Source organism: Paracoccus marcusii, from assembly GCF_028621715.1.
Classification (GTDB): Bacteria; Pseudomonadota; Alphaproteobacteria; order Rhodobacterales; family Rhodobacteraceae; genus Paracoccus; species Paracoccus marcusii.
Window position 1 is genome coordinate 1,496,106 of the sequence record NZ_CP117466.1, and the last position, 24,512, is coordinate 1,520,617.

Annotated in this window: 25 protein-coding genes; 6 read left to right on the plus strand and 19 right to left on the minus strand. The window is 69.4% G+C overall.

Going from position 1 to position 24,512, the window contains the following annotated elements:
• Window positions 1–16 precede the first annotated feature (16 nt).
• From PRL19_RS07375 to lptF, 3 genes are read right to left on the minus strand one after another with little or no spacing between them, the layout of a single operon-like run.
• Complete coding sequence (locus PRL19_RS07375; RefSeq protein ID WP_273744387.1) at window positions 17–2,398, minus strand: LPS-assembly protein LptD; 2,382 nt, start codon at window positions 2,396–2,398, stop codon at window positions 17–19.
• Complete coding sequence (gene lptG / locus PRL19_RS07380; protein WP_273744388.1) at window positions 2,395–3,504, minus strand: LPS export ABC transporter permease LptG; 1,110 nt, start codon at window positions 3,502–3,504, stop codon at window positions 2,395–2,397. Before lptG ends, PRL19_RS07375 begins: the two co-directional genes overlap by 4 nt.
• Window positions 3,501–4,622 (minus strand): LPS export ABC transporter permease LptF, encoded by a 1,122-nt coding sequence (gene lptF, locus PRL19_RS07385; RefSeq protein WP_273744389.1) that lies wholly within the window; start codon window positions 4,620–4,622, stop codon window positions 3,501–3,503. Before lptF ends, lptG begins: the two co-directional genes overlap by 4 nt.
• A 110-nt stretch (window positions 4,623–4,732) precedes the next feature.
• Here lptF and PRL19_RS07390 point away from each other — a divergent pair, with 110 nt between their 5' ends.
• Complete coding sequence (locus tag PRL19_RS07390) at window positions 4,733–6,316, plus strand: leucyl aminopeptidase (protein WP_273744390.1); 1,584 nt, start codon at window positions 4,733–4,735, stop codon at window positions 6,314–6,316.
• A gap of 132 nt (window positions 6,317–6,448) precedes the next feature.
• Window positions 6,449–6,898, plus strand: a complete 450-nt coding sequence (locus tag PRL19_RS07395) for a DNA polymerase III subunit chi (protein WP_273744391.1) — start codon at window positions 6,449–6,451, stop codon at window positions 6,896–6,898.
• Between the two features lie 85 nt (window positions 6,899–6,983).
• Here PRL19_RS07395 and urtE read toward each other — a convergent pair whose 3' ends face one another.
• From urtE to PRL19_RS07470, 15 genes are all read right to left on the minus strand, one after another.
• Window positions 6,984–7,691 (minus strand): urea ABC transporter ATP-binding subunit UrtE, encoded by a 708-nt coding sequence (gene urtE, locus PRL19_RS07400; RefSeq protein WP_273744392.1) that lies wholly within the window; start codon window positions 7,689–7,691, stop codon window positions 6,984–6,986.
• A gap of 1 nt (window position 7,692) precedes the next feature.
• Entirely contained in the window at window positions 7,693–8,433 is a 741-nt protein-coding gene (gene urtD / locus PRL19_RS07405) for an urea ABC transporter ATP-binding protein UrtD (protein ID WP_273744393.1), read from the minus strand.
• A complete protein-coding gene (gene urtC / locus PRL19_RS07410) occupies window positions 8,430–9,605 on the minus strand; it encodes an urea ABC transporter permease subunit UrtC (RefSeq protein WP_273744394.1) in 1,176 nt (391 codons plus the stop codon). Before urtC ends, urtD begins: the two co-directional genes overlap by 4 nt.
• A 3-nt stretch (window positions 9,606–9,608) precedes the next feature.
• On the minus strand, window positions 9,609–11,528 hold the full coding sequence (gene urtB / locus PRL19_RS07415; RefSeq protein WP_420704417.1) for an urea ABC transporter permease subunit UrtB: 1,920 nt from the start codon (window positions 11,526–11,528) through the stop codon (window positions 9,609–9,611).
• 54 nt (window positions 11,529–11,582) lie between these two features.
• The gene (gene urtA / locus PRL19_RS07420) at window positions 11,583–12,842 is read right to left on the minus strand and encodes an urea ABC transporter substrate-binding protein (protein ID WP_198143142.1); all 1,260 of its coding nucleotides are present in this window, start codon (window positions 12,840–12,842) and stop codon (window positions 11,583–11,585) included.
• Between the two features lie 216 nt (window positions 12,843–13,058).
• Window positions 13,059–13,682: an urease accessory protein UreG gene (gene ureG / locus PRL19_RS07425; protein ID WP_273744395.1), complete on the minus strand. Its 624-nt coding sequence runs from the start codon at window positions 13,680–13,682 to the stop codon at window positions 13,059–13,061.
• Window positions 13,679–14,320, minus strand: a complete 642-nt coding sequence (locus PRL19_RS07430) for an urease accessory protein UreF (protein WP_273744396.1) — start codon at window positions 14,318–14,320, stop codon at window positions 13,679–13,681. Before PRL19_RS07430 ends, ureG begins: the two co-directional genes overlap by 4 nt.
• On the minus strand, window positions 14,307–14,852 hold the full coding sequence (locus PRL19_RS07435) for an urease accessory protein UreE (RefSeq protein WP_045981754.1): 546 nt from the start codon (window positions 14,850–14,852) through the stop codon (window positions 14,307–14,309). Before PRL19_RS07435 ends, PRL19_RS07430 begins: the two co-directional genes overlap by 14 nt.
• 16 nt (window positions 14,853–14,868) lie before the next feature.
• Window positions 14,869–16,554 (minus strand): urease subunit alpha, encoded by a 1,686-nt coding sequence (ureC, locus tag PRL19_RS07440; protein ID WP_273744397.1) that lies wholly within the window; start codon window positions 16,552–16,554, stop codon window positions 14,869–14,871.
• Complete coding sequence (locus PRL19_RS07445) at window positions 16,551–16,856, minus strand: urease subunit beta (protein WP_045981756.1); 306 nt, start codon at window positions 16,854–16,856, stop codon at window positions 16,551–16,553. Before PRL19_RS07445 ends, ureC begins: the two co-directional genes overlap by 4 nt.
• A 1-nt stretch (window position 16,857) precedes the next feature.
• A complete protein-coding gene (locus tag PRL19_RS07450) occupies window positions 16,858–17,415 on the minus strand; it encodes a HupE/UreJ family protein (protein ID WP_273744398.1) in 558 nt (185 codons plus the stop codon).
• A gap of 8 nt (window positions 17,416–17,423) precedes the next feature.
• Window positions 17,424–17,738 carry an urease subunit gamma gene (locus PRL19_RS07455; protein ID WP_148911302.1) on the minus strand — a complete coding sequence of 105 codons (315 nt, stop codon included), beginning with the start codon at window positions 17,736–17,738 and terminating at the stop codon, window positions 17,424–17,426.
• A gap of 2 nt (window positions 17,739–17,740) precedes the next feature.
• Entirely contained in the window at window positions 17,741–18,556 is an 816-nt protein-coding gene (locus PRL19_RS07460; RefSeq protein ID WP_273744399.1) for an urease accessory protein UreD, read from the minus strand.
• Window positions 18,557–18,681: 125 nt separating this feature from the next.
• A complete protein-coding gene (locus PRL19_RS07465) occupies window positions 18,682–19,446 on the minus strand; it encodes a GNAT family N-acetyltransferase (RefSeq protein ID WP_273744400.1) in 765 nt (254 codons plus the stop codon).
• A gap of 118 nt (window positions 19,447–19,564) precedes the next feature.
• On the minus strand, window positions 19,565–20,644 hold the full coding sequence (locus PRL19_RS07470; protein WP_273744401.1) for an AI-2E family transporter: 1,080 nt from the start codon (window positions 20,642–20,644) through the stop codon (window positions 19,565–19,567).
• A 153-nt stretch (window positions 20,645–20,797) separates the two neighbouring features.
• Between PRL19_RS07470 and ndk the strand changes: the two genes are divergently transcribed.
• The 4 genes from ndk to PRL19_RS07490 all read left to right on the plus strand — a co-directional run bounded on the left by ndk (window position 20,798) and on the right by PRL19_RS07490 (window position 23,462).
• Window positions 20,798–21,220: a nucleoside-diphosphate kinase gene (gene ndk / locus PRL19_RS07475; RefSeq protein WP_045981761.1), complete on the plus strand. Its 423-nt coding sequence runs from the start codon at window positions 20,798–20,800 to the stop codon at window positions 21,218–21,220.
• A 110-nt stretch (window positions 21,221–21,330) separates the two neighbouring features.
• Window positions 21,331–22,257, plus strand: a complete 927-nt coding sequence (fabD, locus tag PRL19_RS07480; protein ID WP_139598494.1) for an ACP S-malonyltransferase — start codon at window positions 21,331–21,333, stop codon at window positions 22,255–22,257.
• 63 nt (window positions 22,258–22,320) lie between these two features.
• Window positions 22,321–23,058 (plus strand): 3-oxoacyl-ACP reductase FabG, encoded by a 738-nt coding sequence (gene fabG / locus PRL19_RS07485; protein WP_127897890.1) that lies wholly within the window; start codon window positions 22,321–22,323, stop codon window positions 23,056–23,058.
• Between the two features lie 170 nt (window positions 23,059–23,228).
• The gene (locus PRL19_RS07490; RefSeq protein ID WP_042251881.1) at window positions 23,229–23,462 is read left to right on the plus strand and encodes an acyl carrier protein; all 234 of its coding nucleotides are present in this window, start codon (window positions 23,229–23,231) and stop codon (window positions 23,460–23,462) included.
• Between the two features lie 85 nt (window positions 23,463–23,547).
• Here the strand turns inward: PRL19_RS07490 and PRL19_RS07495 are convergent, their stop codons facing one another.
• A complete protein-coding gene (locus tag PRL19_RS07495; protein WP_045981788.1) occupies window positions 23,548–24,366 on the minus strand; it encodes a sulfotransferase family protein in 819 nt (272 codons plus the stop codon).
• Between the last annotated feature and the right edge of the window lie 146 nt (window positions 24,367–24,512).

Here is a 24,512-nt window from a genome sequence, read left to right on the forward strand (position 1 = left end):
GTCCTTGGCCCGCAGGTTAGCGCATGCAGTTGCGGCGCGCCACCGTGCCGGGGCCGTCTTCTTGTGCGCCGAACCCGCCAAGGCGGACCGACAGGTCGAAGCTGGTTTCCGCGCGCAGCAGGTCGCTGCTGCTGAAGCGCCGCGACAGGCCGCTTTCCAGCGTGATGCATTCGTTGCGATAGGCCACGCGCAAGGCCGCGCGCTGTGCCCGGTCGGCGGCGAAATCATACCGCGTCTCGGCCTCGCCCCACCAGCCGTCCGCGATCTGCCATCCGACATTGGCGGCCAGTTCGCTGGCGTTGACGACGCGGCCCTCGTCTTCGTCGCGGTCGATCCAGATATAGCCGGCCGACAGGTTCAGGTCCGGGCGCAGCCAGCCCACCCGCAATTCGTTGCGCGAGATGCGCGCCGAATCGTCGAACAGCGCGCGGTTGGCCACGGCCAGCCCGCCGCCATTGTCGAAATTTGCGGCCAGCAGCCAATCCGAGCTGCGCCCGCCCAGGGGGCTGTCGGCGGCAAAGTTGTCGGCATCGCGTGCGCGCAGCACGCGCCCGCCGGTCACCCCGATCGACCAGCCTGTCGGATCGATCCGCGTCCAGGTGGCGCCGATATTGGCGCGCAGCCCGGTCTCGCGCACGTCCCAGCCCGGAAAGCGGTTGTCCGAGAACAGGTTGCCTTCGTCGAACTCGATCAGGCGGCTGTCCTCGTTCGGGATGTCCTGGTCGCGGCCGCGCGGCGAATAGAGGACCTGGACCACCGGCTCGACGATATGGGTGGCGCCGCCCGTTCCGCCGGCCAGGGGCCAGCGCAGTTCGAACCCGACCTGCGGATCGACGCGGGTCACGACGTCGTCGAACTGGTCGTCCTGCGCGATGCGGTACAGATCCGCGTCCAGCCCGGCCAGGGCGGCCGCGACGATCCCGCCGGGCAGGATCTGGTTGCGTCGCCAGTCCAGGCCTACGGATGCGCGCGCCACGTCGCGACCGACCAGGTCGCTGTCCGACGGGCGGCGATGGGCATGGGCCGACCATTCCAGCAGCGCCTCGCCGCCGATCAGGCGTGGCGTCAGGCGGCGCATCCAGATGGCGTCGGCCACCTGTGCCGGAGAGGTCGCGTTGTCCTCGTCCTCGCGCAGGGTCTCATAGTTGCCGACGCGGCCCCAGAACAGTTTGTCGCGGCGCACGCGTTCGACGCTGACGCCGCTCCACAGGCGGTCGGCATCGGTGACGCCGTAATCCAGCAGATAGGCGCGGTCGCTGGCATGCTGGACCTGCAGCGCCAAGCGATAGTCGCGTGGCAGCAGGAACTGGGCCGCGCCGAACAGATATCCGCGCGTCTCGCCCGGGCGCAGGTCGTCGCGGCTGATCGCGCCGTTCCATTCCGTGGCCCCGGTGGTGAAGGCCTGGCGATAGCGCAGCTCCAGCGTGCGGGTGCGGCTTTCGCTGACATAGGGGGTGACGGTCAGGTCGGTGCTGTCGCCCAGGGTCTGGAAATACGGCAGCTTGACCCCGAACCCCAGGCCCGATGTCGTGCGGATCTCGGGGCGCAGAAAGCCCGAGCGGCGTTCCACCGACGGGTCGGGCGCGGTCACGCGGAAGGGCACATAGGCCAGCGGCACGCCGAAGGCACGCAGCTGCGGGCGGTCGAAGGTGATCAGCCGCGTGTCGGCGTCGTGGATGATGCTGCGGGCGCGGATCTCCCACAGGGGTGTCGGATCGGTCGCGCAGATCTGGCAGCTGGAGGCCACGACATTGTCCAGCTGGCTGATCCGTCCGTCCTCGCGCCGCTCCAGCCGGGTCGAGGCCAGCTGCAGTTCGCGGGCCAGCACCAGCCGCGCGCCCAGGACGATGCCGTCCTGCAGTTCGCTGTCCAGCTGGGCGCTGTCGGCGATCAGGATGGCGTCGGTCTCGGGGTCGGCGGCGCCGGGGCGGGACAGGTGGATCGGCCCCTCGATGGTCAGATCGCCGCTGTCGCCGTCGACGACGATCCGGTCGGCAACCAGCCGGGCGCCCTGGTGCCAGACCACGACGCCGCCGGACGCGGTCAGGGTCTGGTCGCCCGCGACGTCGATCCGGTCGGCCAGCAGCGTGGCGGCCCCGGACTGGGGATCGCGCGGCCCGCTGCCGGGAAGGGTCACGTCGGCATCGGGCCCCACAACCATCGGGTTCTGGGGCGAGGGGGTGCGGTCGGCCACGGGCGCGCTGCCCAAGGCCACCGATTCGGGCGCCAGGGCCGTCACCCCGCTGTCGGCGGACATGCTGCCCGGCATGCCCGTCAGCGGCTGCACCCCCATGCCGTCATCGGCATCGAACATCGACTGGGCGGCCAGCGGACCGGACAGCGCGATCAGCGCCACCCCCGCCCGCAGCAGGCCCCGGCTTACCATGCGCGCGCTCATCCGTCCTCCCGTCTCAGGATCAGCCCCAGGGCCAGCATCGCGCCGACCAGGGGCGGCGTCCAGGCCGCCATCGCGGGCGGGATCTGCCCGTTATCCCCCAGAACCTGCGCCAGGTTGCGCAGAAAGAACAGCGCGATCCCCGCGCCGAACGCCATCAGCACGGCACCACCGGTGTTGCGGCCCCGCACATGCTGCATGGTGAAGGCCGCGGCGATCAGCACCATCGCGGCCATCAGGAACGGGCGTGCCAGTTCGGTCTGGAACCAGACCTTGTGCCGGGCGGCGGAAAAGCCCGCGCGTTCCAGCCCGGCGATGAACTGCGGCAGCTGCCAGACCGACACCGATTCGGGACGACCGAACCCCTCGCGGATGCGCTGGGCGGTCAGGTCCGACGCCAAGGTCATCGCGGCGCTGCGGGTCGCGGCCGCCTGCGGATTGGGCTGATCCAGAGGAAAGTCGCTGACATCGCGCAGGTCCCAGGCCCCGGGGGTCAGCCGCGCCTCTCGGGCCTCGATGCGACGGATCGGACCGGCCTCGGCGCCGAAGACCAGGAAGCTGGCGTCATACAGGGTCACGGCATCGGGGCTGGCGCGGCTGGCGCGGATCACGATCTGGCCGGCCTCCTCTCCGCCCTGCTGGACGGCCTGGCGCAGCCATACGGCGCTGTCGCCAAGGCTGACGGTCTGGCTGCCGGCGCGGTCGATCTCGGCCACGGCGTCGTCGTAAAGCGAGCCGGTGGCGGCGACCAGCGGGTTCAGCAGACCAACGGTCAGCGCCCCCAGCACGATCGCGGTGGCCACCGGCGCGCGCACCACGCGCAGCGCCGACCGGCCCGATGCGCGGATCGCCACCATTTCCGAACTGCGGGCCAGGCCCAGGAACAGCGTGATCCCGGCCAGCACCGTCATCAGCGGCAGGATGGAATAGAAGCTGCCGGCGATGTTCAGCCCGGCCAGCCGCGCCGCCCCGCCCAGGCCGATGTCGCGGCCCGAAAAGCGGCGGATGATCTCGATCATGTCGATCAGGAACAGGATCAGCAGGAACACCCCCGCGATCATCATGAAGGCGCGCAGGAAGCGGCGCGCGACGTAAAGAGCCAGGATCATCGGGCGACCTCGCGTGGTCCGCGCGGCCGGGCGGCCAGCCACAGGAAGGACAGGCACAGCCCCGCGCCCAGGACGGCGGGCAGATACAGGAGCGGCCACAGCGCAGCATCGCGGCCAACCTGGTTCGCGGCCGCGTTGGTCAGGAACTGCACCGCGATCAGCGACAGGGTGGCCCAGCCCACCTGCCGCCACACCCCGAACCGCGAGAACCCGCCGATCAGCAGCGTGGCAAAGCCCAGCATCGCGGCGATCGGCGACAGCAGCGGCTGGGCCAGCCGCTCATGCGCCTCGCGCTGCGCGTCGGCGGCGGTCGCGCCGGTGGCCTCCAGGACGGCCGGGTCGGCCTGCAGCAGCGCCAGCGTGCCGAAATCGCGCAGGTCGCGGCCCCGGCTGCCGCCGCCCGCGAACATCGCCCCCACGTCATAGCTGAATTCGTCGAAACGGGTCACCGACAGGACCGGGCCGTCGGGGCCGGGGCGCAGGTTCTGCGCCATGCCCTCCAGCAGGATCAGGACCGGGCCGGTATCGTTCCGGACGACCAGCGCCTCCTGCGCGGTATAGGTGACCTGGTCGGCGGGATCGCGCGAATCCTCGATGAACAGGTCCAGCAGGCGACCGTCGCCCGCCACGTCGCGGATGAACAGCGTGACCCCGCGCGCCGGGTACTGGAAGCTGCCGGGGCGCAGGAACTGCGCGGTCACGTTTTCGGCAATCTCGGCGCTGCGGTCGGCCAGGCGGGCGCGGGCCATGGGCACCAGCCCGTGAACCAGCACCGCCACCATCACGCCGACGAAGACGCCGAAGATCAGCACCGGCCGCGCCAGCCGCCACGGCCCCAGGCCCGCCGACTGCATCGCCACCAGTTCGGATTCGCCGGCCAGGCGGTTGGTGCCATAGGCGGTCGCCGCGAATGCCGCCACCGGCAGCACGACCGAGATGACCAGCGGCAGCGTCAGCGCCGTGAACTCCAGCACCACCAGGGCGGTCTGGCCGTCGTTCAGCAGATCGTCGAACAGGCTGACCGCCCGGTTGATCCAGTAGACGGAGACCAGCACCAAGGCAAAGAACCCGAACAGCGTCAGCAGCTGTCCCAGGATGTATCGGTCGATGCGCGGCATGGATGGTCCTTGGCGTGACGTTCCGTCCTGCTTAGCGGCAAGGGCGGCTCTGGAAAAGGGCCGGGCGGGGGTCTAGGGTCGGCGCAACCAGACGTGAGGACCGTTTTGCAATGACCCAACCTGTCGAAATCAACTTCACCGAGGTCGCGCTGGACAAGCTGGCCGATCACAAGGGCCGCGTGGCTCTGATCATGACCGACGCGTCCAAGCTGCCGGGCAAGCTGCCCCGCGTGATCCGCGACGCCGCGACACGCGCGTTGGCCTCCAAGGCGGGCCGCGCGCTCAAGCCCGGTCAGGCGCTGGAGCTGGCCTTTCCCGCGGGCATGGCCGCCGACGCGCTGATCCTGGTCATGCTGCCCAATTCCGCCACCCAGGCCGAGGCACGCCGCGCGGGGGCCGCCCTGGGCGCCAAGCTGGGCACCGGGCACACGCTGGTTCTGGCGGGCAGCCACAAGCAGGCCGGACAGATCGCGTTCGGGCTGGCGCTGCGGGGCTATGATTTCTCGGTCTACAAGACCAAGCCCGCGACGCCGGACGCCGCCCCGGCCCAGGCCGAGGGGCTGATCCCCGAACAGCAGGCCGGACAGGACGACGCCGTCCTGGGCGACGCGCAGGCGACCGAGGCCCCCGACAGCGCCGATGCGCCCATCGGCGACAAGGCCCGCGTCACCGTGATGGTCAAGGACCCCGAGGCATTGGCGAAATCCGCCCAGGACGCCGCCGCGGTGGCCGAGGGCGTGTTCTTCACCCGCGACCTGGTCAACGAACCCGCCAACGTCCTGACCACCACCGACTTCGCCGACCGCCTGCTGGCCATGCAGGAGATCGGCTTGGAGGTCGAGGTTCTGGACGAGGACCAGCTGGCCAAGCTGGGCATGCGCGCCCTGCTGGCCGTCGGCCAGGGCAGCGAATCGCCCTCCAAGGTCGTGGTGATGCGCTGGAACGGCGGCGGCGACGAGGCGCCGCTGGCGCTGGTCGGCAAGGGCGTCGTCTTCGACACCGGCGGCATCTCGATCAAGCCGGGCGCCGGCATGGAGGAGATGACCATGGACATGGGCGGCGCGGGCGTCGTCGCGGGCACCATGCGCGCCCTGGCGCTGCGCCGCGCCAAGGCCAATGTCGTGGGCCTGGTCGGCCTAGTCGAGAACATGCCCGACGGGCGCGCCTATCGTCCCGGCGACATCCTGAAGTCGATGAAGGGCGACACGATCGAGGTCGTGAACACCGACGCCGAGGGCCGCCTGGTCCTGGCCGACGTCCTCTGGTACGCGCAAGAAACCTATCGCCCCCGCGCCATGATCGACCTGGCGACCCTGACCGGCGCGGTCATCATCGCGCTTGGCCATGACAATGCGGGCGTCTTCTCGAACGACGACATGCTGGCGGGCCAGATCCTGTCGGCCGCCAAGGCGGAGGGAGAGGGCGCATGGCGCCTGCCCCTCGGCGCGGCCTATGACGGGCTGATCAACTGCCGCCTGGCGGACATGAAGAACTCGGGCGGGCGCGCGGCGGGCTCGATCACCGCGGCGCAGTTCCTGCAGCGCTTCGTCAAGGAAGGCCAGCCCTGGGCGCATATCGACATCGCGGGCGTGGCCCTGCCGCCGGGTGGCACCGACCTGGCGCCCAAGGGCGCGTCGGGCTGGGGCGTGATGACGCTGGATCGCCTGGTGCGCGACGGCTTCGAGGACGCGTGAGCCCCGCGGCGTCTGCGGTGCACGCCTCGTGCACCGCCTGCGCACGCCCCGGACGCCCGCGATCGTCGGCGTCCGGGGCGACGGCACCCCTTGCCGGCGGGCGTGCCGCCATCGCCGGGGTGCTGCGCTGACATGGGCAAGGCGCTGTTCTATCACCTGACCCGGTCCCCGGCCGAGGCGCTGCTGCCGGTCCTGCTGAGCAAGGCTCTGTCCGCGGGTTGGCGGGTCGAACTGTCGGCCCCCGACCCGGATCGTCTGGACCGGCTGGACCAGCAGCTGTGGCAGGGCGACGGCTTCCTGCCGCACGGCCTGTCCGGCGGACCCCATGACGCGCGACAGCCGATCCTGCTGACCCTGCCCGATCAGCCCGCCGCCAACGACCCGTTCTGCCTGATGGCGCTGGACGGCGCCCCGGTTGCGCCCGATCGCGCGCAGGCCGTGCAGCGGACCTGCATCCTGTTCGACGGGGGCGACGCGCAGGCGCTGGAACGCGCCCGCGCACAATGGCGCGAGCTGACCGCCGCGGGCGTCGAGGCGGAATACTGGTCCGAAGAATCGGGCAAGTGGGAACGCAAGCGCTAGGGCAGGACGGTCATGTCCGGGTGCCGGCCTTCCGGGGGGTCAGGGGGGCTGGCAGCCCCCCTGCCACCGTCCGCGACGACGTCCTTCAGGCGCTGGCATGTCCCGCCAGGCGGGCGTGCAGGTCCGACCGCGCCAGATCGGATTTCGGCCCCTGCAGCACCGCGCGCCCGCGTTCCATGACCAGGAACCGGTCGCCCAGATCCCAGGCAAAGTCAAAGAACTGCTCAACCAGCACGATCGCCATGTCGCCCCGGTCGCGCAGCCCGGCGATCACCCGCCCGATCTGGGCGATGATGTTGGGCTGGATCCCCTCGGTCGGCTCGTCCAGCAGCAGCACGCGGGGCCGGGTGATCAGCGCGCGGGCGATGGCCAGCTGCTGCTGCTGGCCGCCCGACAGATCGCCGCCCCGCCGATGCGCCATTTCGGCCAGCACCGGAAAGCTGTCGAAGATCGCATCCGGGATGCGCCTTTCGCCGCGGGGCAGGCAGGCGAACCCGGTCTCCAGGTTCTCGCGCACCGTCAGCATCGGAAAGATGGCGCGGCCCTGCGGGACATAGCCCACGCCCATCCGCGCCATCCGCTGCGCCGACAGCCGGCCCAGGGGCTTGCCGTCCCAGGTGATGTCCCCGCCCGACCGGGGGTGCCTGCCGGCCAGCAGGTTCATCAGGCTGGTCTTGCCCACGCCGTTGTTGCCCATCACGCAGGTGACCTCTCCGGGGCGCGCCACCAGGTCGATCCCGTGCAGGATCTGGCTGCCGCCGTAATGCAGGGTCAGGTTCTTGGCCTCGATCATCTCATCGCCCCAGATAGACGTCGATGACGTCGGGATTGCGGGTCACGTGGTCCAGGCTGCCCTCGGCCAGCACGGACCCCTGGTGCAGCACGGTCACCTTGCAGTTCAGGCGGCGCACGAAATCCATGTCGTGTTCGACCACCACCACGGCACGCGTTTCCGCCAGCCGGCACAGCAGCGTCGTGGTCTGTTCGCGTTCCGCCAGGGTCATGCCGGCCGCGGGTTCGTCGACCAGCAGCAGCCGCGGGTCGGATGCCAGCAGCATCCCGATCTCCAGCCACTGCTTCTGGCCGTGGCTCAGCTCTCCGGCCGGGCGGGACAGCTGGTTGGCCAGCCCGACCTCGGTGGCCAGCTCGCTCACGCGGTCCCGCGACGCGGCCGTGGGCCGCCAGCCCAGCACCGCGAACGGGCTGCGGTCGGCCTTCAGCGCCATCACAAGGTTGTCGGCGACCGACTGGTCCTCGAACACGGTGGGGCGCTGAAACTTGCGACCGATCCCCTCGCGGGCGATCTGCGCCTCGGACAGCTTCAGCAGCGATTTCGACGTGGCCCCCCACAGCACCTCGCCCGTGTCGGGGCGCGTCTTGCCGGTCACGATGTCCATGAACGTCGTCTTGCCTGCGCCGTTCGGCCCGATCACCGCGCGCAGTTCGGCCGCGTTGATGGAAAAGGACAGGTTGTTGATCGCCTTGAACCCGTCGAAGGACTTGCTGATCCCGCTGACCTCCAAAAGCGCGCTCATGCCCGGTCTCCCTTGCGGCCGAACAGGTCGAACACCCCGGCGATGCCCTTGGGCGCGAACAGCGTGACCAGCACAAAGGACAGACCCAGCAGCACCTGCCACCAGTCGACCCAGTTGACCACGTATCCCGGCAGGTGGATCGACGGCGCCCGCCCGCCGGTGAACCAGCTGGACAGAAGCGACACGACCACCGCGCCGATGACCGCGCCGTAGAGCCGTCCGCGCCCGCCGATCGCCACCCAGACCGCCAGGTAGATCGAGGCGATGGGCATCATCTCGGCCGGGTTGATGATCCCGGCCTGGGGATAGTACAGCGCCCCGGCGATGGCGGTGATCATCGCGGCCAAGGTGAAGACGACCAGCTTGAACCCCTCGACCGGGTATCCCAGGAACCGCACCCGCGTCTCGTCGTCGCGGATGGCGCGGGTGACGCTGCCGAACTTGCCGCTGACCAGCCAGGCCGCCAGGGCATAGAACAGCGCCAGCGCCGCGGCCGAGGCCCACAGGAACCACACCGACAGGGTCGCCTGGCCCACATGGTCCAGCCCCGGCAGGTTCTGCAGGCCCGACAACCCGTTGTTGCCCCGGAACCCGCTGTCGTTCTGAAACAGCCACAGCGCCAGCGCCAGGGTCATCGCCTGGGTCAGGATCGAGAGATAGACGCCGTTGACGCGGCTGCGGAAGGCCAGCCAGCCGAAGACCAGCGCCAGAAGCCCCGGCACCGCAACGACCAGCAACAGCTGCAGCCACAGCGAATGCGCAAAGGACCAGACCAGCGGCAGGTCGGACGACCCGACCACGCCGAAGATCTGGTTGGTGACCGCGTCGCGGACCTCCTGCGGGGTGGGGGGGATGGGCGACTGCGCCAGCTGCGGCGCGACGATGGCTTCGGTGCGCGCATACATCAGCCATTGCCCGATCATGTAGCCGCCAAGCGCGAAGAACGCCATCTGGCCCAGGGACAGGATGCCCAGGTATCCCCAGACCAGGTCCATCGCGACCGCCGCCAGCGCCAGGCACAGCGTCATGCCCAGGATCTTGACCGTCGATGTCGGCAGCGCGCCGGTGCCATAGGCCTGGCTGGTCAGCGTGACGGCCAGTGTCAGCACCGCCAGCACGGCCAGCATCGCCAGGACCGACGGATTCCTCAGGATGAAGGGGGTTCGGGTCATGTCTTACGCCTCGGCCGCGCGACCGCGCTGCGGGATGATCCCGCGCGGCCGGAACTGGATGAAGATGATGATGAACAGGATCATGAAGGTCTGGGCGGCCAGCGTATTGGCGGGGTTCATGAACTCGATCACCTTGGACAGTCCGCCGATCAGGGTGGCCCCCGCCAGCGTGCCCCAGATGTTGCCCACGCCGCCCACGACCACGGTCATGAAGCTTTGGACGATGTATTGCTGGCCGATTTCCGACGTGACCTGCGCGAACAGACCGATGGCCACACCCGCGATGCCCGCGATGCCGGACCCCAGACCGAAGGTCATCATGGCGATGCGGTCGGGGTTGATGCCCATGGATGCCGCCATGCCGGGGTTCTGGGTGACCGCGCGGACCTCAAGGCCCAACCGGGTGCGCTTCATGATGAACAGGAACAGCCCCAGGAACAGCAGCGCCAGCACGAAGATCGCCACCCGGATCGCGCTGATGCCAATGACGTCGTTCACGGTGATCGACCCCTCCAGCCAGGCGGGCGCGGTCAGCGGGCGGGCCTGGGTGCCGAAGATGTTCTTGGCCAGCTGCTGCAACGCGATGGACACGCCGAAGGTCGCCAGCAGCGTCTCCAGCGGGCGGTTGGCCAGGTGCCGGACCACCAGACGGTACAGAACCACCCCCGCCAGCGCGGTCACCGCGAAGGCCAGGGGCAGCGCCACCACCAGCGACAGCGTGCGGTCCGCGATGACGGTCTGGACCGTGTAGGCGGTATAGGCGCCCATCATGATGAATTCGCCATGCGCCATGTTGATGACCCGCATGACGCCGAAGGTGACGGCCAGCCCGATGGCCGCCAGGAAATAGATCGAGGCCAGCGACAGCGCGTCCAGCCCCAGGTCGATCCCGGTCATCGCGCCAAGGCGCACCTGGGCGCGGATCTGGGCGGCCTTGGCCGCGTCCGTCACGGCCGGATCGGGTTCGGCATAGACCTCGAAGAAGCGGCTGGCATCCAGGGCGGCCTGGATTTCGGTTTCCGTCGCGGCGGGGGGGACGGCGCCTGCCGCCTCCAGCGCCTGATAGGCACGGTCGCGGGCGGCCTGGTCGGACAGCTGATCCACGGGCACGCCCGCCACCGCCCCGTCGGTGATGTTGGCGGCCAGCGCCGCGCGCTGATCGGCACCCGACAGGGGCGGCTGCAGCAGGTCCTGCTGGACCAGCTGGGCCAGGGCCGCCTCGCGCGTGAGGCCCGCATCGCCGGGGGTCAGTTCGCGCGCGACATTGGCGCCCGGCGGCGTGTCGGGGGCCACCACCGCGCGGGTCACCAGAAGCGGGTTCAGCGCGGCGCGGAAATCCAGGCCGACGTCGCCCGCCATCTCCTCGATCGCGGCGACGCGGGCGGCGCTGTCGGGGTCGTGCTGGATGGTCAGAAGGCGTTCCAGCCGCGCCTTGCGCGCGGCCAGCACCGGGTCCGGATCGTCCAGCGCCGCGCGCAGCAGCGGCAGCTGGTCGGGTGCCGCGCCGCGTTCCAGCGACTGCAGCGCGGCCGCCCGCCGCGCGGGGTCGGGGTCGGTCAGCGCGCCCGCGGCCAGCGCCGCCTCGATCACGCCGCGCACGCCGGAATTGGGGCGCAGCATGCGCGGATCGGCCCCCGCGACCGTGTCGCCGGTCACAGCGTCCGTGGCCGTGTCGTCGTCCATGATCAGAACCTGGCCGGTTTCCGTCAGGCCCAGGCTGCGGTCGGCCCAGGCCTGCAGCATCGCCAGGCCCTCGGGGCCGGTCGCCGCGATCTGGTCGACCAGTGGCCCGACCGTCTGGCGCGAGGGACGTTCGATCTGGTCCAGGTTCGCGTCGATGACGGCTTGCAGGGCCGGGTTGGCCTGCGCCGACCACGGCAGGATCAGCGCAAGCGCGCAGGCAAGAAGACGATGGCGGATCACGGGGGCTTCCTTCGCACGAAGGGCCGGGCGGCGCGGGGCCGCCCGACCGTCACGTCAGTAGTTCGACTGGACCTGGACGCAGCTGTCCGTTTCCGTGTTGAACATGCCGCAGTCCTTGCCCGGCCAGTCGGCGTCCAGCACAGCCGATTCCGGCAGGAAGTCGGTCCAGGCATCGCCCGGCACGGGGTCGGTCTGGCTGACGATGTCGAACTGGCCGTCCTCGCGGATCTCTCCGATCAGGACGGGCTTGGTGATGTGGTGGTTGGGCAGGACGGTGGCCGTGCCGCCGGTCAGGTTCGGCACCTCGACGCCGACGATCGCGTCAAGAACCGGGTCCACGTCGGTGGTGCCCGCAGCCTCGACCGCCGCGACCCAGGCGTTGAAGCCGATGACGGTGGCCTCCATCGGGTCGTTGGTCACGCGGTCCGCATCGCCGGTGAAGGCCTTCCACTCCTCGATGAAGGCGGTGTTCGCGTCCGATTCGGCGGTCTGGAAATAGTTCCAGGCCGCCAGGTGGCCGACCAGGTTGGCGGTATCCAGGCCCGACAGCTCCTCCTCGCCCACGGAAAACGCCATGACCGGGATGTCGTCCGCCGACACGCCCGCCGCGGCCAGCTCCTTGTAGAAGCCAACGTTCGCGTCGCCGTTGATGGTGGACACGACGCCGACCTTCTTGCCGCCCGCGCCAAGCGCCACGACATCGGCCACGATCTTGGACCAGTCGGAATGCCCGAAGGGGGTGTAGTTGACGAAGATGTCCTCGGGTGCGGTGCCGTTGTCCTTCAGATAGGCGTCCAGGATGTTGTTCGTGGTGCGCGGATAGACATAGTCGGTGCCGAGCAGAGCCCAGCTTTCCACGCCCAGCTCGTCGCGCATGTAATCGACGGCGGGGATCGCCTGCTGGTTCGGGGCGGCGCCGGTATAGATGACGTTCTTGGACGATTCCTCGCCCTCGTACTGGACAGGATAGAACAGAAGGCCGTTCAGCTCCTCGATCACCGGCAGGACCGACTTGCGGCTGACCGAGGTCCAGCAGCCGAAGATCGCGTCCACGTCGCTGACGGTCAGCAGCTCGCGCGCCTTTTCCGCGAACAGCGGCCAGTCGGATGCCGGATCGACGACCACCGCCTCCAGCGGGCGGCCCAGCACGCCGCCCTTGGCGTTCTGCTGTTCGACCAGCATCAGGACGGTGTCCTTCAGCGTGGTCTCCGAGATCGCCATGGTGCCCGACAGCGAATGCAGCACGCCGATCTTGATCGGCTCGCCCTCCTGGGCATGGGCGGCGTGGGCCAGCGTCAGGGCGCTGGTCAGCATCAGGATCTTGGTCAGCTTGGTCATCGTTACCCTTTTCCCCCCGGCGCGTCGGCCGGTGTCCCTGTTGTCCTTGGGAAGGCGCGCGGCCTTCGCATGTGCAGAAAGAGGGGAAAATCGGGCAGTTGGACAGGATTTCAGCAGTCCCTGCGCGCCCCGCGCAGGCAGTGGCGCGGACTTCGGCAGTGGGCGGGGCAAATGCCCGCCCGCCGGGCAAAGTTACGCCGCGCGAGGCGTCAGGCCGCCCTGTTCGACTAGGAAATCGACGATCTGCTGCACGCCGCGGCCGTGACGCAGCTGGGCCATGACCACGGGACGGGGTCCCCGTGCCTCATGTGCATCCTTTTCCAGCAGTGCGGCATCGACGCCGACATGCGGGGCCAGGTCTGTCTTGTTCACCACCAAGAGGTCGGACCGCGCAAGGCCCGGGCCGCGCTTGCGGGGAATGTCCTGCCCCGCGGCCGTGTCGATCACATAGATCGTCAGGTCGGCCAGTTCCGGGCTAAAGGTCGCGGCCAGGTTGTCGCCACCCGATTCGATCAGGATCAGCTCCAGATCCGGGAAGGCCGCGTTCAGATCGGCGATGGCGGCGAGGTTGATGCTGGCATCCTCGCGGATGGCGGTGTGGGGGCAGCCGCCGGTTTCCACGCCGCGGATGCGTTCGACAGGCAGGACCTGGGCGCGCATCAGCGCCTCGGCATCCTCGCGGGTATAGATGTCGTTGGTGATCACCGCCATCGACAGGCGGGGGGCCAGCGCGCGGGCGATCTGTTCGGTCAGCGTCGTCTTGCCGGCGCCGACGGGACCGCCGATGCCGACGCGGAGAGGGCCGTTATGGCTCATGAGCGGAAGATCCTTGTGGTCATGGTTTCGTGGGCCATCGCGGCGATGTCGGCGCCCCAGGTGGCGCTGGTCAGATCGTCGGGCGTGGCCGTGACGGCGCAGGCGGCGCGGACCAGAATGCGCGGCTGCAGCGCGGCCAGCATCCGCTGTCCCTCGACCGGGCCCAGGGGCAGGAACCGCACCGCCGCGCTGATCAGCGCCGCCGCCTGTGCCTGCAGGAAGGCCGCGATGATCTCTGCCGGAGGCAGGGGCAGGGCGGCGCAGGCGCGGCCCATGGCGACGGGCAGGGCCACGGGCGGCTGCGGCGACCCGGTCAGCGCGGCCATGTTGGCGGCGAAGGCCGCGCCCTGCTCAGTGGTCTCGGCCAGGCGCTGGCTGCTCATGCAGGCCGCGCGGGCCAGGTCGTCCAGGTCGGCATGGTCGGCATCGGGACGCAGGGCCAGCGACAGCAGCACCGCATCGGACCAGCCCGCGCCGTGATCCAGCCAGTCGGCCAGCCATTGCGGCAGTGTCGCGCGCGTCACCCAAGCCTCGTCCATTGCGTATTCCAAGCCCTGCGACCAGGCAAAGCCGCCCACCGGAAAGGCGGGCGACAGCAGTTGCGACAGCTGCAGGCGGGCGGCCTCAGGCGTGGTCATGCGCGTGGCTGTGGCTTTCGGCATGAGCATGGCTGTGGCTTTCCGCGTGGGAATGCGTGTGTTCGCCCGCGCCATGGGGGTGGTTCGTTGCGGGGCCGTGGTCATGGCCGAAGGTGCGGCCGTGGCCATAGGCGCCGCCTTCGGGACGGAAGGGCATGTCCTTGCGGCACATGTCCGCGCCCAGCTGCTTCAGCATCGCCTCCAGCACGTGATCCTGGCGGATGACCAGGCGGTCGGCCTCGATCCGGCAGGGGGTGTGGCGGTTGCCGATGTGCCAGGCCAGCCGGGGCAGGTTGCCGCGGATGACCAGCACCGGTTCCGGCGCCGCGCGCACGACGACTTGGCGGCCATCGGACAGCTCGAACGCGTCGCCGTCGTCCAGGCTGGTGACCTCGGGCAGGTCGACCATGAAGTCGCCCCCCTCGCAGGACAGGCGCTTGCGGCGCAGCAGGCGGCCTTCATAGTCCAGGCTGACCTCGGCGTCGAAGGGCGCGGGGGCGTTGCGGATGATGGAATGTGCGGTTGCGATCATGGTGGGGTCCTCCCTCTCAGAAGAGGAAATAGCGCTGTGCCAGCGGCAGTTCCGTCGCGGGCTCGCAGGTTAACAATTGTCCATCGGCCCGGACCTCGTAGGTCTCGGGATCGACCTCGATTGCGGGCATGGCGTCGTTCATCGCCATGTCGCGCTTGCCGATGTCGCGGGTGTTCTCGACCGCGATCAGGGTCTTGGACAGCGCCTCTCCGGCCCCGGCCTCCAGACCGGCACGCGACAGGAACAGCGCCGAAGTGCGGCGGTTGTGCCCCCACATGGGTCGCGAAAAGATCGGCTGCACCGGGATCGAGCCGTTCGGGTCGCCCATCTGCGCCACGCTGATTTGCCCGCCGACCAGCACCATCTCGGGCTTGGCAGCAAAGAAGACGGGCGACCACATGACCAGATCGGCGCGCTTGCCCGGGGTGATCGACCCGATATGGCCGCTGACCCCATGCGCGATGGCCGGGTTGATCGTGTATTTCGCGATGTATCGGCGGGCGCGGATGTTGTCGTTCTGGCCCTGTTCGTCAGGTAGGCGCCCGCGCTGCTGGCGCATTTTGGACGCGGTCTGCCAGGTGCGGGTGATCACCTCTCCGATCCGGCCCATCGCCTGGCTGTCGGATGAGATCACCGAAAACGCGCCCAGATCGTGCAGGATATCCTCGGCCGCGATGGTCTCCTTGCGGATGCGGGATTCGGCAAAGGCCACGTCCTCGGGCACCCGTCGATCCAGGTGGTGACACACCATCAGCATGTCCAGATGCTCCTCCACCGTGTTGGCGGTATAGGGGCGCGTGGGGTTGGTCGATGACGGCAGCACGTTCGCCATGCCGACCATGCGGATGATGTCGGGGGCGTGCCCGCCGCCCGCGCCTTCGGTGTGATAGGCGTGGATGGTGCGCCCACCGATGGCGGCCATCGTATCCTCGACAAAGCCCGATTCGTTCAGCGTGTCGGTGTGGATCATCACCTGCACGTCCATCGCGTCGGCGACGCTCAGGCAGGTGTCGATGGCCTTGGGCGTGGTGCCCCAATCCTCATGCAGCTTCAGCGCGCAGGCGCCCGCGCGGATCTGCTCCTCCAACGGCGCCGCGATGGAGGCGTTCCCCTTGCCCGCGATGCCGATGTTGACCGGCAGGTCGGCGCAGGCCTCCAGCATGCGCGCGATGTGCCAGGGCCCCGGCGTGCAGGTCGTGGCCAGCGTGCCATGCGCGGGGCCGGTGCCGCCGCCCAGAAGCGTCGTGACGCCCGAATGCAGCGCGTGGTCCACCTGCTGCGGGCAGATGTAGTGGATGTGGCAGTCGAAGCCGCCGGGGGTCAGGATGCGGCCCTCTCCGGCGATGATCTCGGTGCCGGGGCCGATGATCAGGGTCACGCCGGGCTGGGTGTCGGGGTTGCCGGCCTTGCCGATGCCCGCGATCATGCCGTCGCGGACGCCCACGTCTGCTTTGACGATGCCCTGGTGGTCAAAGACCACGACGCCGGTGATGACCGTGTCCATCGCGCCGCCCGCGCGGGTGATCTGGCTTTGGCCCATGCCGTCGCGGACGACCTTGCCGCCGCCGAACTTGACCTCCTCTCCGGGGATGGTCAGGTCGCGCTCGACCTCGATGATGATTTCCGTGTCCGCCAACCGGATGCGGTCGCCTTTCGTGGGACCGTAAAGCGCCGCGTAATCGGCGCGGGACAGGGTGGTCACAGCGCACCCCCGATCTGGCCGCGAAAGCCGTGGACGATGCGGTCGCCCGCATAGCCCACCAACGTGACCTGACGCGACTGGCCCGGCTCGAACCGAACGGCGGTGCCTGCGGGGATGGCCAGGCGCATGCCGCGCGCCGCCGCGCGGTCGAAGTCCAGCGCGGCGTTGGTTTCCGCGAAATGGTAATGGCTGCCGACCTGGATGGGCCGGTCGCCGGTATTGGCGATCATCAGCGTGATCGTCGCGCGTCCGTCGTTCAGCGCGATGGTGCCCTCGGCGGGCAGGATCTCACCCGGAATCATGTCACGCCACCGTCAGCGCCAGGCCCGCCAGCGCGGTGCCGCCGCCTAACACGCGCAGCTCCAGCCCCCGCGACAGCAGGCGGCCAAAGGCGATGCCGCCTAGATGCAGCGCCATGGTCGCCAGCGCGAAGCCCGCCGCATAGAGGGCCAGTCCGGTCGCCGGACCCTCGGCCCCATGCGCCCAGCCATGCGCCGCGCCGAACACCGCGACCATCGGCACCAGCGCCGCCATCGGCAGGCGCGCGGCCATCGCGACCAGCACGCCCAGGATCACGACCGAGGCCAGGATCATCGGCTCGACCACTGGCAAGCCCATGCCGCCCGCGCCCATCGCGCCCCCGGCCAGCATCGCGCCCACGAAGGTCACGGGCAGCGACCAGACTGCGCGCCCGCCCAGCTGCGCCGCCAGCAGGCCAAGCGCCACCATCGCCAGCAGGTGATCGGCCCCGCCGACGGGGTGGACCAGCCCGTGCATGAACTGCGCCTCATCGTGGACATGGCCGGGATGGGCCAGCGCGGCCGAGGGCAGCAGGGTGGCGGCAAGTGTCAGGCGTTTCATCAGGGCGTTCATTCTGCGGCCTCGCGGATGGGGTGGTGGACGGTGACCAGCTTGGTCCCGTCGGGAAAGGTCGCCTCGACCTGGACGGATTCGATCATGGCGGGGATGCCGGGCATGCACTGATCGGCGGTGATCACATGTGCGCCCGCCTGCATCAGGTCGGCGACCGTGCGGCCGTCGCGCGCGCCCTCGACCACGAAATCGGTGATCAGCGCGATCGCCTCGGGGTGGTTCAGCTTGACGCCGCGCGACAGGCGGCCGCGCGCCACCATGGCGGCCACCGAGACCAGCAGTTTCTCGCGTTCGCGGGGGGAAAGGTTCATCGTCAGACCTGCCAGATGCGGGGAAGGGGATCGGGGCGCAGGACGCGCAGCACTCGGTTGATCTGCCGCCGCAGGGGCCAGCCATCGGCGGCCAGCAGGCGGATGACCAGCCGGCCGGGGGGCGCGCTGGCGGCGGCGGTGACGCCCGGCTCGACCAGCGCGGCGCGGGCGGCGGCCAGCCGGTCGGGCGCGTCATCCGCGATCATCGCCAGCGTGGCCAGCGCCGGGGCACCCGCGGTCATGGCCGGGTTCGCCAGCCGCGCCAGCGCGTCGTCGTCCAGCGACAGCGCATCGTGGTGGATCACGCGGCCCGCGCGACGCACCACGCGGCGGTCGCGCAGATGCAGCCGCGTCGGGCGTTCGCCCATGGCCAGGCGGCCCAGGACCAGCATCTCCAGCAGCAGGCAGCCCGCGCCGGGGGCCAGATCGACGGTCGTGTCCCGCTCCAGCCGAGCGTCGTCATAAAGGATCGTCTCCTGCGGCACCCAGTCCAGCCAGCCGCCGGCGCCGACCGTTATTGCGACCGAGGCCCGCGCAGGCGCGCCCGTCGCGCGATAGGCGCGTTCGGCGGTCTGGGTCGTGGCCAGGGCGCGCGTACCCGCCCGCAGGTCCACGCCAAAGGACAGCCCGTCGCCCGATGCCAACCCGCCCGCGGTGTTCAGGAACACGATCTCGGGCAGGCCCGCGGTCATGCGGGGCAGCATCGCCTTGGCCGACCCGCGCTGGGCCAGGTCGATCAGGCCGCGCGGCCCCATGACCACATGCGCCGCCCCGTGGCTGCGCTGCATGCGGATGGATGGGGCACCGGTGTCGAACATGGGGGCAAGGGGCGCCGGACATCGGGCAAGGTCAATCACCGCCCCCGGCCATCCTGCACCCGCCAAGGGCAGATCGCCCGCATGTGCCCACGGTTTGGGCAGCGTGCCCGTTTTCGGGGCGGATGTCAGGCGGGCTGCTGGGCCAGCGCGTGCAGCAGGCGGCGGCGGGCGGGAGGGATGGCGCGGATCTCGACCCCGGTGAAGACATGCATGGTCATCAGCACCGGATCGACGACGGCATGGTCGCTGACCCAGCCCCCCATTGCCAGATAGCTGCGCAGCAAGGGCGGCATCGTCTCTGCCGCGCGGCGGGGGTCGGGCTGGCGCAGGCGCAGGGCGCGGGCAAAGCGGAACACGGTCGGCGCCTTGACGCGCGGCCACCAGCGGCGTGGCGCCAGGTGGCGGTCCTTGAGCATGGCAAAGGCCTCGGCATGGGTCTCGGGGTCGAGGCCGCTGAAGCTGGAACAGCCGAACAGCATCTCGACCCCGGTCTCCTCGATGAAACGGGTCAGCGCGCCCCAGGCCAGGCGGATCACGTCCGGGTCGTGGCAGTCGGGATGCAGGCAGAACCGCCCCATCTCGACCATCGGACCGTCGAATCGGCCAAGCGCGGCCAGATCGTAGAACTGCGCCGAATAGCTGCGCGCGATCTGGGAACCGTCGGCCAGTGGCAGAAATCGGAAGCTGCAGACCAGCCGGTCGTCCCGCAGGTCGTGGATCAGCATGTGGCGGCAGTCGTCGTCCAGATGGTCCGCGTCCAGTGACTGTCCGTCGTCGGACCGGCCCGTGCGCGCAACGAAGGCCAACCAGCGCAGCCGCTGTGATTCGCGCAGATCGCCCGGCGTTTCGGCCAGGCGGGCACGATAGCGGCCCTTGCAGAACGGTTGCATCGCGCGACCCCCGGTCAATGTCACCCGCAGCATAGGCCGATCATGTGTCGAAATCACGACCGGGCGTGCATCCGCGCACGTAAAAGTTGCATGCCCTGCCGCGCGATGCGGCAGGGGTTCAGTCCATGCGGTCGCCCAGGACGTCCTCGACATAGATGCGGCGGACAAGATGCATGACCACGATCAGCAGCGGCGTGGCCAGGATCACCGCAACCAGCCCGAACAGCGCACCGACCGCGACGATGGCCAGCACGGTCAGGGCCGGGGGCAGCTGGACCGCGTATTTCTGGATCATCGGCATCAGCACCTCGCCCTCGAAGACCTGGATGACGGTGAACAGCAGCGCGACGTAGATGGCCGTATCCAGCCCCTGCGGCGCCGCCACGACCACCGCGATCGCGCCCGAGAAGAACGGCCCGATGATCGGCACGATGTTGGTCAGGCCCGCGATCACCGCCAGGATGAAGGCCAGCGGCACGTCCAGCAGGTAAAGACCGATCCCGGCCAGCACCGCGACGATGCCCATGTCCAGCGCCTGACCCGCCATCCAGCGGCCCAGCTGTTCGCCCAGCTCGTCCATGATCTGCGCCGCCCGCGCGCGGCGGGGCAGGGACACCAGGCGCAGGGCGCCGCCGCGATACAGGTCCGCCTCCATCGCGATGTAGAGCGACAGGATCAGCAGCAGGAAGGCCGAGGACAGGCTGCCCAGGACCGAATTCAGGCCGCCCAGGACCATGCCGAACACGTCGGGCAGGCGCTGCGCCAGCTGCATGGCGTTGTCCTCTCCGGCGGCAGCCTCTCCGCGCTGGATCACCGTGTCGGCGACGGGCCACGATGACGCCCAGTCCTGGATGGCCTGCCACGAGCCGGGCAGGGCATCGGCCAGCTGACCGAACTGGTCCCCGACGGACGGTCCGGCCAGCCGCACCAGCAGGGCCAGCACCGCGACCACCCCCAGCAGCACGACCAGCACGCCCAGCTTGACGTTCAGACCCAAAAGCCGGTTCAGCCCCCGTGCGCCGGCGCGCAGCGCGATGGCGATCAGGATCGCCGCAAAGGACATCAGCAGCAGGTTCGACCAGAACCAGGACGCCGCCAGCAGCACGGCCAGCGCCAGCGTGGCCACGATGGTGCCGGTGGTCAGGGATCGCCGGGCCGTCGGCGGGGCGGGCGCGGGGGCCGGGGAAAGCTGCGTCATGGGGTCTCCTGCAGGGTGCACGGGGACAAGGCGCCGATGCCGCCGGGGGTTCCGCCCTGCGCGCGCGCCTTGCCGGGGGCGGACAAGCCTGCTAACCGGGCGCGGATTTCCTTTCATGCGGGCCCGGCCCGCGCATCAGACAAGGTGAAGACCATGGCCATCGAACGCACCCTCTCGATCATCAAGCCCGACGCGACCCGCCGCAACCTGACCGGCAAGATCGCCGCCAAGTTCGAGGAGGCCGGCCTGCGCATCGTCGCGTCCAAGCGCATCCACCTGTCGCCCGCCCAGGCCGGCAAGTTCTACGAGGTCCACAAGGACCGTCCCTTCTATGGCGAGCTGGTCGAGTTCATGGCCTCCGAGCCGGTCGTCGTGCAGGTCCTGGAAGGCGAGAACGCCATTGCCAAGAACCGCGAAGTGATGGGCGCCACCAACCCGGCCAACGCCGACGAGGGCACCATCCGCAAGGAATTCGCGCTGTCCATGGGCGAGAACTCGGTCCACGGTTCGGACGCCGCCGACACCGCCAAGGAAGAGATCGCGTTCTTCTTCTCGGGCCTGGAACTGGTCGGCTGATCGGGTCCACCGACCCTGACGTTTGAAAAGGGGCCCCCGGTGGCCCCTTTTTCTTTGCGTCGCCAACGGCTATGCCCATCTGCAACGCAATGATCACAGGGGGGACCGCCATGCGGGCATTCGTGTTTCCGGGGCAAGGCGCCCAGACCATCGGCATGGGCCGCGAACTGGCCGAGGCCTATCCGGCGGCGCGCGCCGTCTTCGACGAGGTGGACGAGGCCCTGGGCGAGAGCCTGTCCGCGCTGATCTGGGAGGGGGACGCCGACACCCTGACCCTGACGCAGAACGCCCAGCCCGCCCTGATGGCCACGTCGATCGCGGCGTTCCGCGCGATGGAGGCCGAGGGCCTGACCATCGCGAATGCCGATTTCGTCGCGGGCCATTCACTGGGCGAGTATTCGGCGCTGTGCGCGGCCGGATCGCTGACGCTGGCCGACACCGCGCATCTGCTGCGCCTGCGCGGTCAGGCCATGCAGGAGGCCGTGCCGGTGGGCGTCGGCGCGATGGCCGCGATCCTGGGCCTGGACTTCGAGACCGTCGACCGCATCTGCCGCGAGATCGGGGGCGACGAGGTCGTGCAGGCCGCCAATGACAACGACCCTGCGCAGGTCGTGATCTCGGGGCACAAGGGGGCGGTCGAGGCCGCGGCCGAGGCGATGAAGGCTGCGGGCGCCAAGCGGGCGCTGATGCTGCCGGTGTCGGCGCCGTTCCATTCGGTGCTGATGCAGCCCGCCGCGGCGGTCATGGCCGATGCGCTGGCGGGCGTGGACATCCAGCCCCCCGCCGTGCCGTTGATCGCCAACGTGCGCGCCGAGGCCGTGACCGAGCCCGGCGCCATCCGCCGCCTGCTGGTCGAGCAGGTGACCGGGACCGTGCGCTGGCGCGAGTCGATCGCCACGATGGCCGAGGGCGGCGTCACCGAGTTCTGGGAGATCGGCGCGGGCAAGGCCCTGTCGGGAATGATCAAGCGGATCGCCAAGGACGTGACGGTGCGCAACGTGGGCACTCCTGCCGATGTGGCGGCGCTGAAGGGCTGACCGGCGGACCGGGGCGCCGCCCCGGACCCCGGGGGTATTTGGACAAAGAAGAAGAGGCTTGGGATGTTCGATCTGACGGGAAAGACCGCGCTGGTGACGGGCGCGTCGGGCGGGATCGGCGGCGCGATCGCCGAGGCGCTGCATGGGGCGGGGGCCACGGTGGCGCTGTCCGGGACGCGCGAGGCGCCGCTGCGCGCGCTGGCCGACAGGTTGGGCGAGCGGGCGCATGTCGTGACCGCGAACCTGGGCGATGCGGAATCGGTCCTGGCGCTGCCGAAGGCCGCGGCCGAGGCGATGGGGTCGATCGACATCCTAGTCAACAATGCCGGCATCACCCGCGACAACCTGTTCATGCGCATGTCGGATGACGAATGGGCGCAGGTGCTGGACGTGAACCTGACCAGCACCTTCAAGCTGTCGCGCGCGGTGCTGCGCGGCATGATGAAGGCGCGGTGGGGGCGGATCGTCAACATCACCTCGGTCGTGGGGGCCACGGGCAATCCGGGGCAGGGCAACTATGCCGCCGCCAAGGCGGGTGTGGTCGGCATGTCGAAATCGCTGGCCTACGAGGTCGCCAGCCGCGGGATCACGGTGAACTGCGTGGCGCCCGGCTTTATCGAGACGCCGATGACCGACAAGCTGACCGACGACCAGAAGGGCAAGATCCTGACGCAGATCCCCGCCGGCCGCATGGGCAGCGCCGAGGAGATCGCCGCCGCGGTCCTGTACCTGTCCAGCCCCGAGGCCAGCTATGTCACGGGGGCCACGCTGCACGTCAACGGCGGCATGGCGATGGTCTGACCCGGCGTCCGCGGCCGGGATTGCGCGCACGAAACCGTGCGAAATCGGTTGCATGAGGGTTCATGGGTGCTATATCCCCGCCTTTAGCAGCAGGGGAACCGCCCTGTGCTGAACCGGACCGCGTGTCCGTGCAAAACTTGGGCGGATGCCCGCGAGAATGAGGATATGACATGAGCGATATCGCTGATCGCGTGAAGAAGATCGTGGTCGAGCATCTGGGTGTCGACGAGGACAAGGTGGTCGAATCCGCTTCGTTCATCGACGACCTGGGTGCCGACAGCCTCGACACCGTCGAGCTGGTCATGGCGTTCGAGGAAGAGTTCGGGATCGAGATCCCCGACGATGCCGCCGAAACCATCCAGACCGTCGGCGACGCGGTGACCTTCATCAAGGGCGCGGTCTGATCCACGCTTTTGGCCGCGCCCCGGTGCGGCAGGATTTGCGGCGCCCCCGAAAGGGAGGCGCCGTTTTTCATGGCCGGGTGGCGGATCAGCGGCCCAGCTTGGCGTGCACCTCGTCCAGGTCGACCTCGCCCAGGGGCATCTTGTTGTCCGGATCGTCGAAATCGTAGCGGAACAGCCGGAAGTCGTCCTTGTAGATCTCCCAGATCAGGTGCCGCGACAGGTCGTCGAAATAATCGCTGACCTTGTGCGCGCGCTTGGGGCCGTGGCCTTCGGATTCGTTGAACCGGGGCACCTGGTCCAGGTCGATCGCGACCTTGGTGTCGGCGGCGGCCAGCACCTTTGCCATGCCCTCGTTGAACGCCTCGGTGAAGAAGATCTGGTCGTAGCGCCCGCCATTCACGATGAAGGTCGAGATGTGGCCCGACATGGCAGACCAGTGGATATCGGGCTCCATCGGCTTGCGGAACCGGACGGTGTCGCGCGCGAACAGCAGAAAGCGGCGAAAGCTGGCGATCTGGTCGAATTCGAATCCGTTGTCGGGGCTGCCCACGTCGATGCCGTAACGTTGCACCAGCTGCGGGACCAGGTTGCCGCGATAGCGGCGGCCGTTGCGCTGGATGCCCGCGATCTTGTCGAAGAACGACGACAGCAGCCGGGCATAGGGGTTGCGCACGCAGGTGAAGGTCACGCCCGAACGCGCCCGGACCGCCCGTTCGATCGGATCGTGGCTGTGGTCCTGGGCCCATTTGTGCAGCCCGTCGGTCGAATCGTGGATGTCCCCGTCGAAGAAGCGGCCGTGGTCGGAATGGAACATGATCTGGCCGATCGTCGAGCAGGCGCATTTCGGCACCACCCGATAGATCAGGCTTTCGCTTTCCGTCATCCAGACACCGGGGAAACCCATCGTGACATCCACTTCGCTTGCGATCAACGGGTCAGAGGCCCTGGCGTCGGGCCGTCCTGCTTGTCCCACCGACAAAAAAGGTTACACATTCAAACCAAAACCCGCAGACATATTCAACGCCTTACGTCAAACTGCACCTATTTGGC

What these genes read in the sequence shown, in the direction of transcription:
- PRL19_RS07450 (WP_273744398.1), bottom strand. Translation starts at nt 17,415, where the DNA reads ATGAAACGCCTGACACTTGCCGCCACCCTGCTGCCCTCGGCCGCGCTG.
- PRL19_RS07495 (WP_045981788.1), bottom strand. Translation starts at nt 24,366, where the DNA reads ATGGGTTTCCCCGGTGTCTGGATGACGGAAAGCGAAAGCCTGATCTAT.
- PRL19_RS07465 (WP_273744400.1), bottom strand. Translation starts at nt 19,446, where the DNA reads ATGCAACCGTTCTGCAAGGGCCGCTATCGTGCCCGCCTGGCCGAAACG.
- PRL19_RS07470 (WP_273744401.1), bottom strand. Translation starts at nt 20,644, where the DNA reads ATGACGCAGCTTTCCCCGGCCCCCGCGCCCGCCCCGCCGACGGCCCGG.
- urtC (WP_273744394.1), bottom strand. Translation starts at nt 9,605, where the DNA reads ATGACCCGAACCCCCTTCATCCTGAGGAATCCGTCGGTCCTGGCGATG.
- urtD (WP_273744393.1), bottom strand. Translation starts at nt 8,433, where the DNA reads ATGAGCGCGCTTTTGGAGGTCAGCGGGATCAGCAAGTCCTTCGACGGG.
- ureG (WP_273744395.1), bottom strand. Translation starts at nt 13,682, where the DNA reads ATGAGCCATAACGGCCCTCTCCGCGTCGGCATCGGCGGTCCCGTCGGC.
- PRL19_RS07430 (WP_273744396.1), bottom strand. Translation starts at nt 14,320, where the DNA reads ATGACCACGCCTGAGGCCGCCCGCCTGCAGCTGTCGCAACTGCTGTCG.
- urtA (WP_198143142.1), bottom strand. Translation starts at nt 12,842, where the DNA reads ATGCTGACCAGCGCCCTGACGCTGGCCCACGCCGCCCATGCCCAGGAG.
- PRL19_RS07445 (WP_045981756.1), bottom strand. Translation starts at nt 16,856, where the DNA reads ATGATTCCGGGTGAGATCCTGCCCGCCGAGGGCACCATCGCGCTGAAC.
- urtE (WP_273744392.1), bottom strand. Translation starts at nt 7,691, where the DNA reads ATGATCGAGGCCAAGAACCTGACCCTGCATTACGGCGGCAGCCAGATC.
- lptG (WP_273744388.1), bottom strand. Translation starts at nt 3,504, where the DNA reads ATGATCCTGGCTCTTTACGTCGCGCGCCGCTTCCTGCGCGCCTTCATG.
- fabG (WP_127897890.1), top strand. Translation starts at nt 22,321, where the DNA reads ATGTTCGATCTGACGGGAAAGACCGCGCTGGTGACGGGCGCGTCGGGC.
- PRL19_RS07490 (WP_042251881.1), top strand. Translation starts at nt 23,229, where the DNA reads ATGAGCGATATCGCTGATCGCGTGAAGAAGATCGTGGTCGAGCATCTG.
- PRL19_RS07375 (WP_273744387.1), bottom strand. Translation starts at nt 2,398, where the DNA reads ATGAGCGCGCGCATGGTAAGCCGGGGCCTGCTGCGGGCGGGGGTGGCG.
- PRL19_RS07455 (WP_148911302.1), bottom strand. Translation starts at nt 17,738, where the DNA reads ATGAACCTTTCCCCCCGCGAACGCGAGAAACTGCTGGTCTCGGTGGCC.
- PRL19_RS07395 (WP_273744391.1), top strand. Translation starts at nt 6,449, where the DNA reads ATGGGCAAGGCGCTGTTCTATCACCTGACCCGGTCCCCGGCCGAGGCG.
- PRL19_RS07435 (WP_045981754.1), bottom strand. Translation starts at nt 14,852, where the DNA reads ATGATCGCAACCGCACATTCCATCATCCGCAACGCCCCCGCGCCCTTC.
- lptF (WP_273744389.1), bottom strand. Translation starts at nt 4,622, where the DNA reads ATGCCGCGCATCGACCGATACATCCTGGGACAGCTGCTGACGCTGTTC.
- fabD (WP_139598494.1), top strand. Translation starts at nt 21,331, where the DNA reads ATGCGGGCATTCGTGTTTCCGGGGCAAGGCGCCCAGACCATCGGCATG.
- PRL19_RS07460 (WP_273744399.1), bottom strand. Translation starts at nt 18,556, where the DNA reads ATGTTCGACACCGGTGCCCCATCCATCCGCATGCAGCGCAGCCACGGG.
- ndk (WP_045981761.1), top strand. Translation starts at nt 20,798, where the DNA reads ATGGCCATCGAACGCACCCTCTCGATCATCAAGCCCGACGCGACCCGC.
- PRL19_RS07390 (WP_273744390.1), top strand. Translation starts at nt 4,733, where the DNA reads ATGACCCAACCTGTCGAAATCAACTTCACCGAGGTCGCGCTGGACAAG.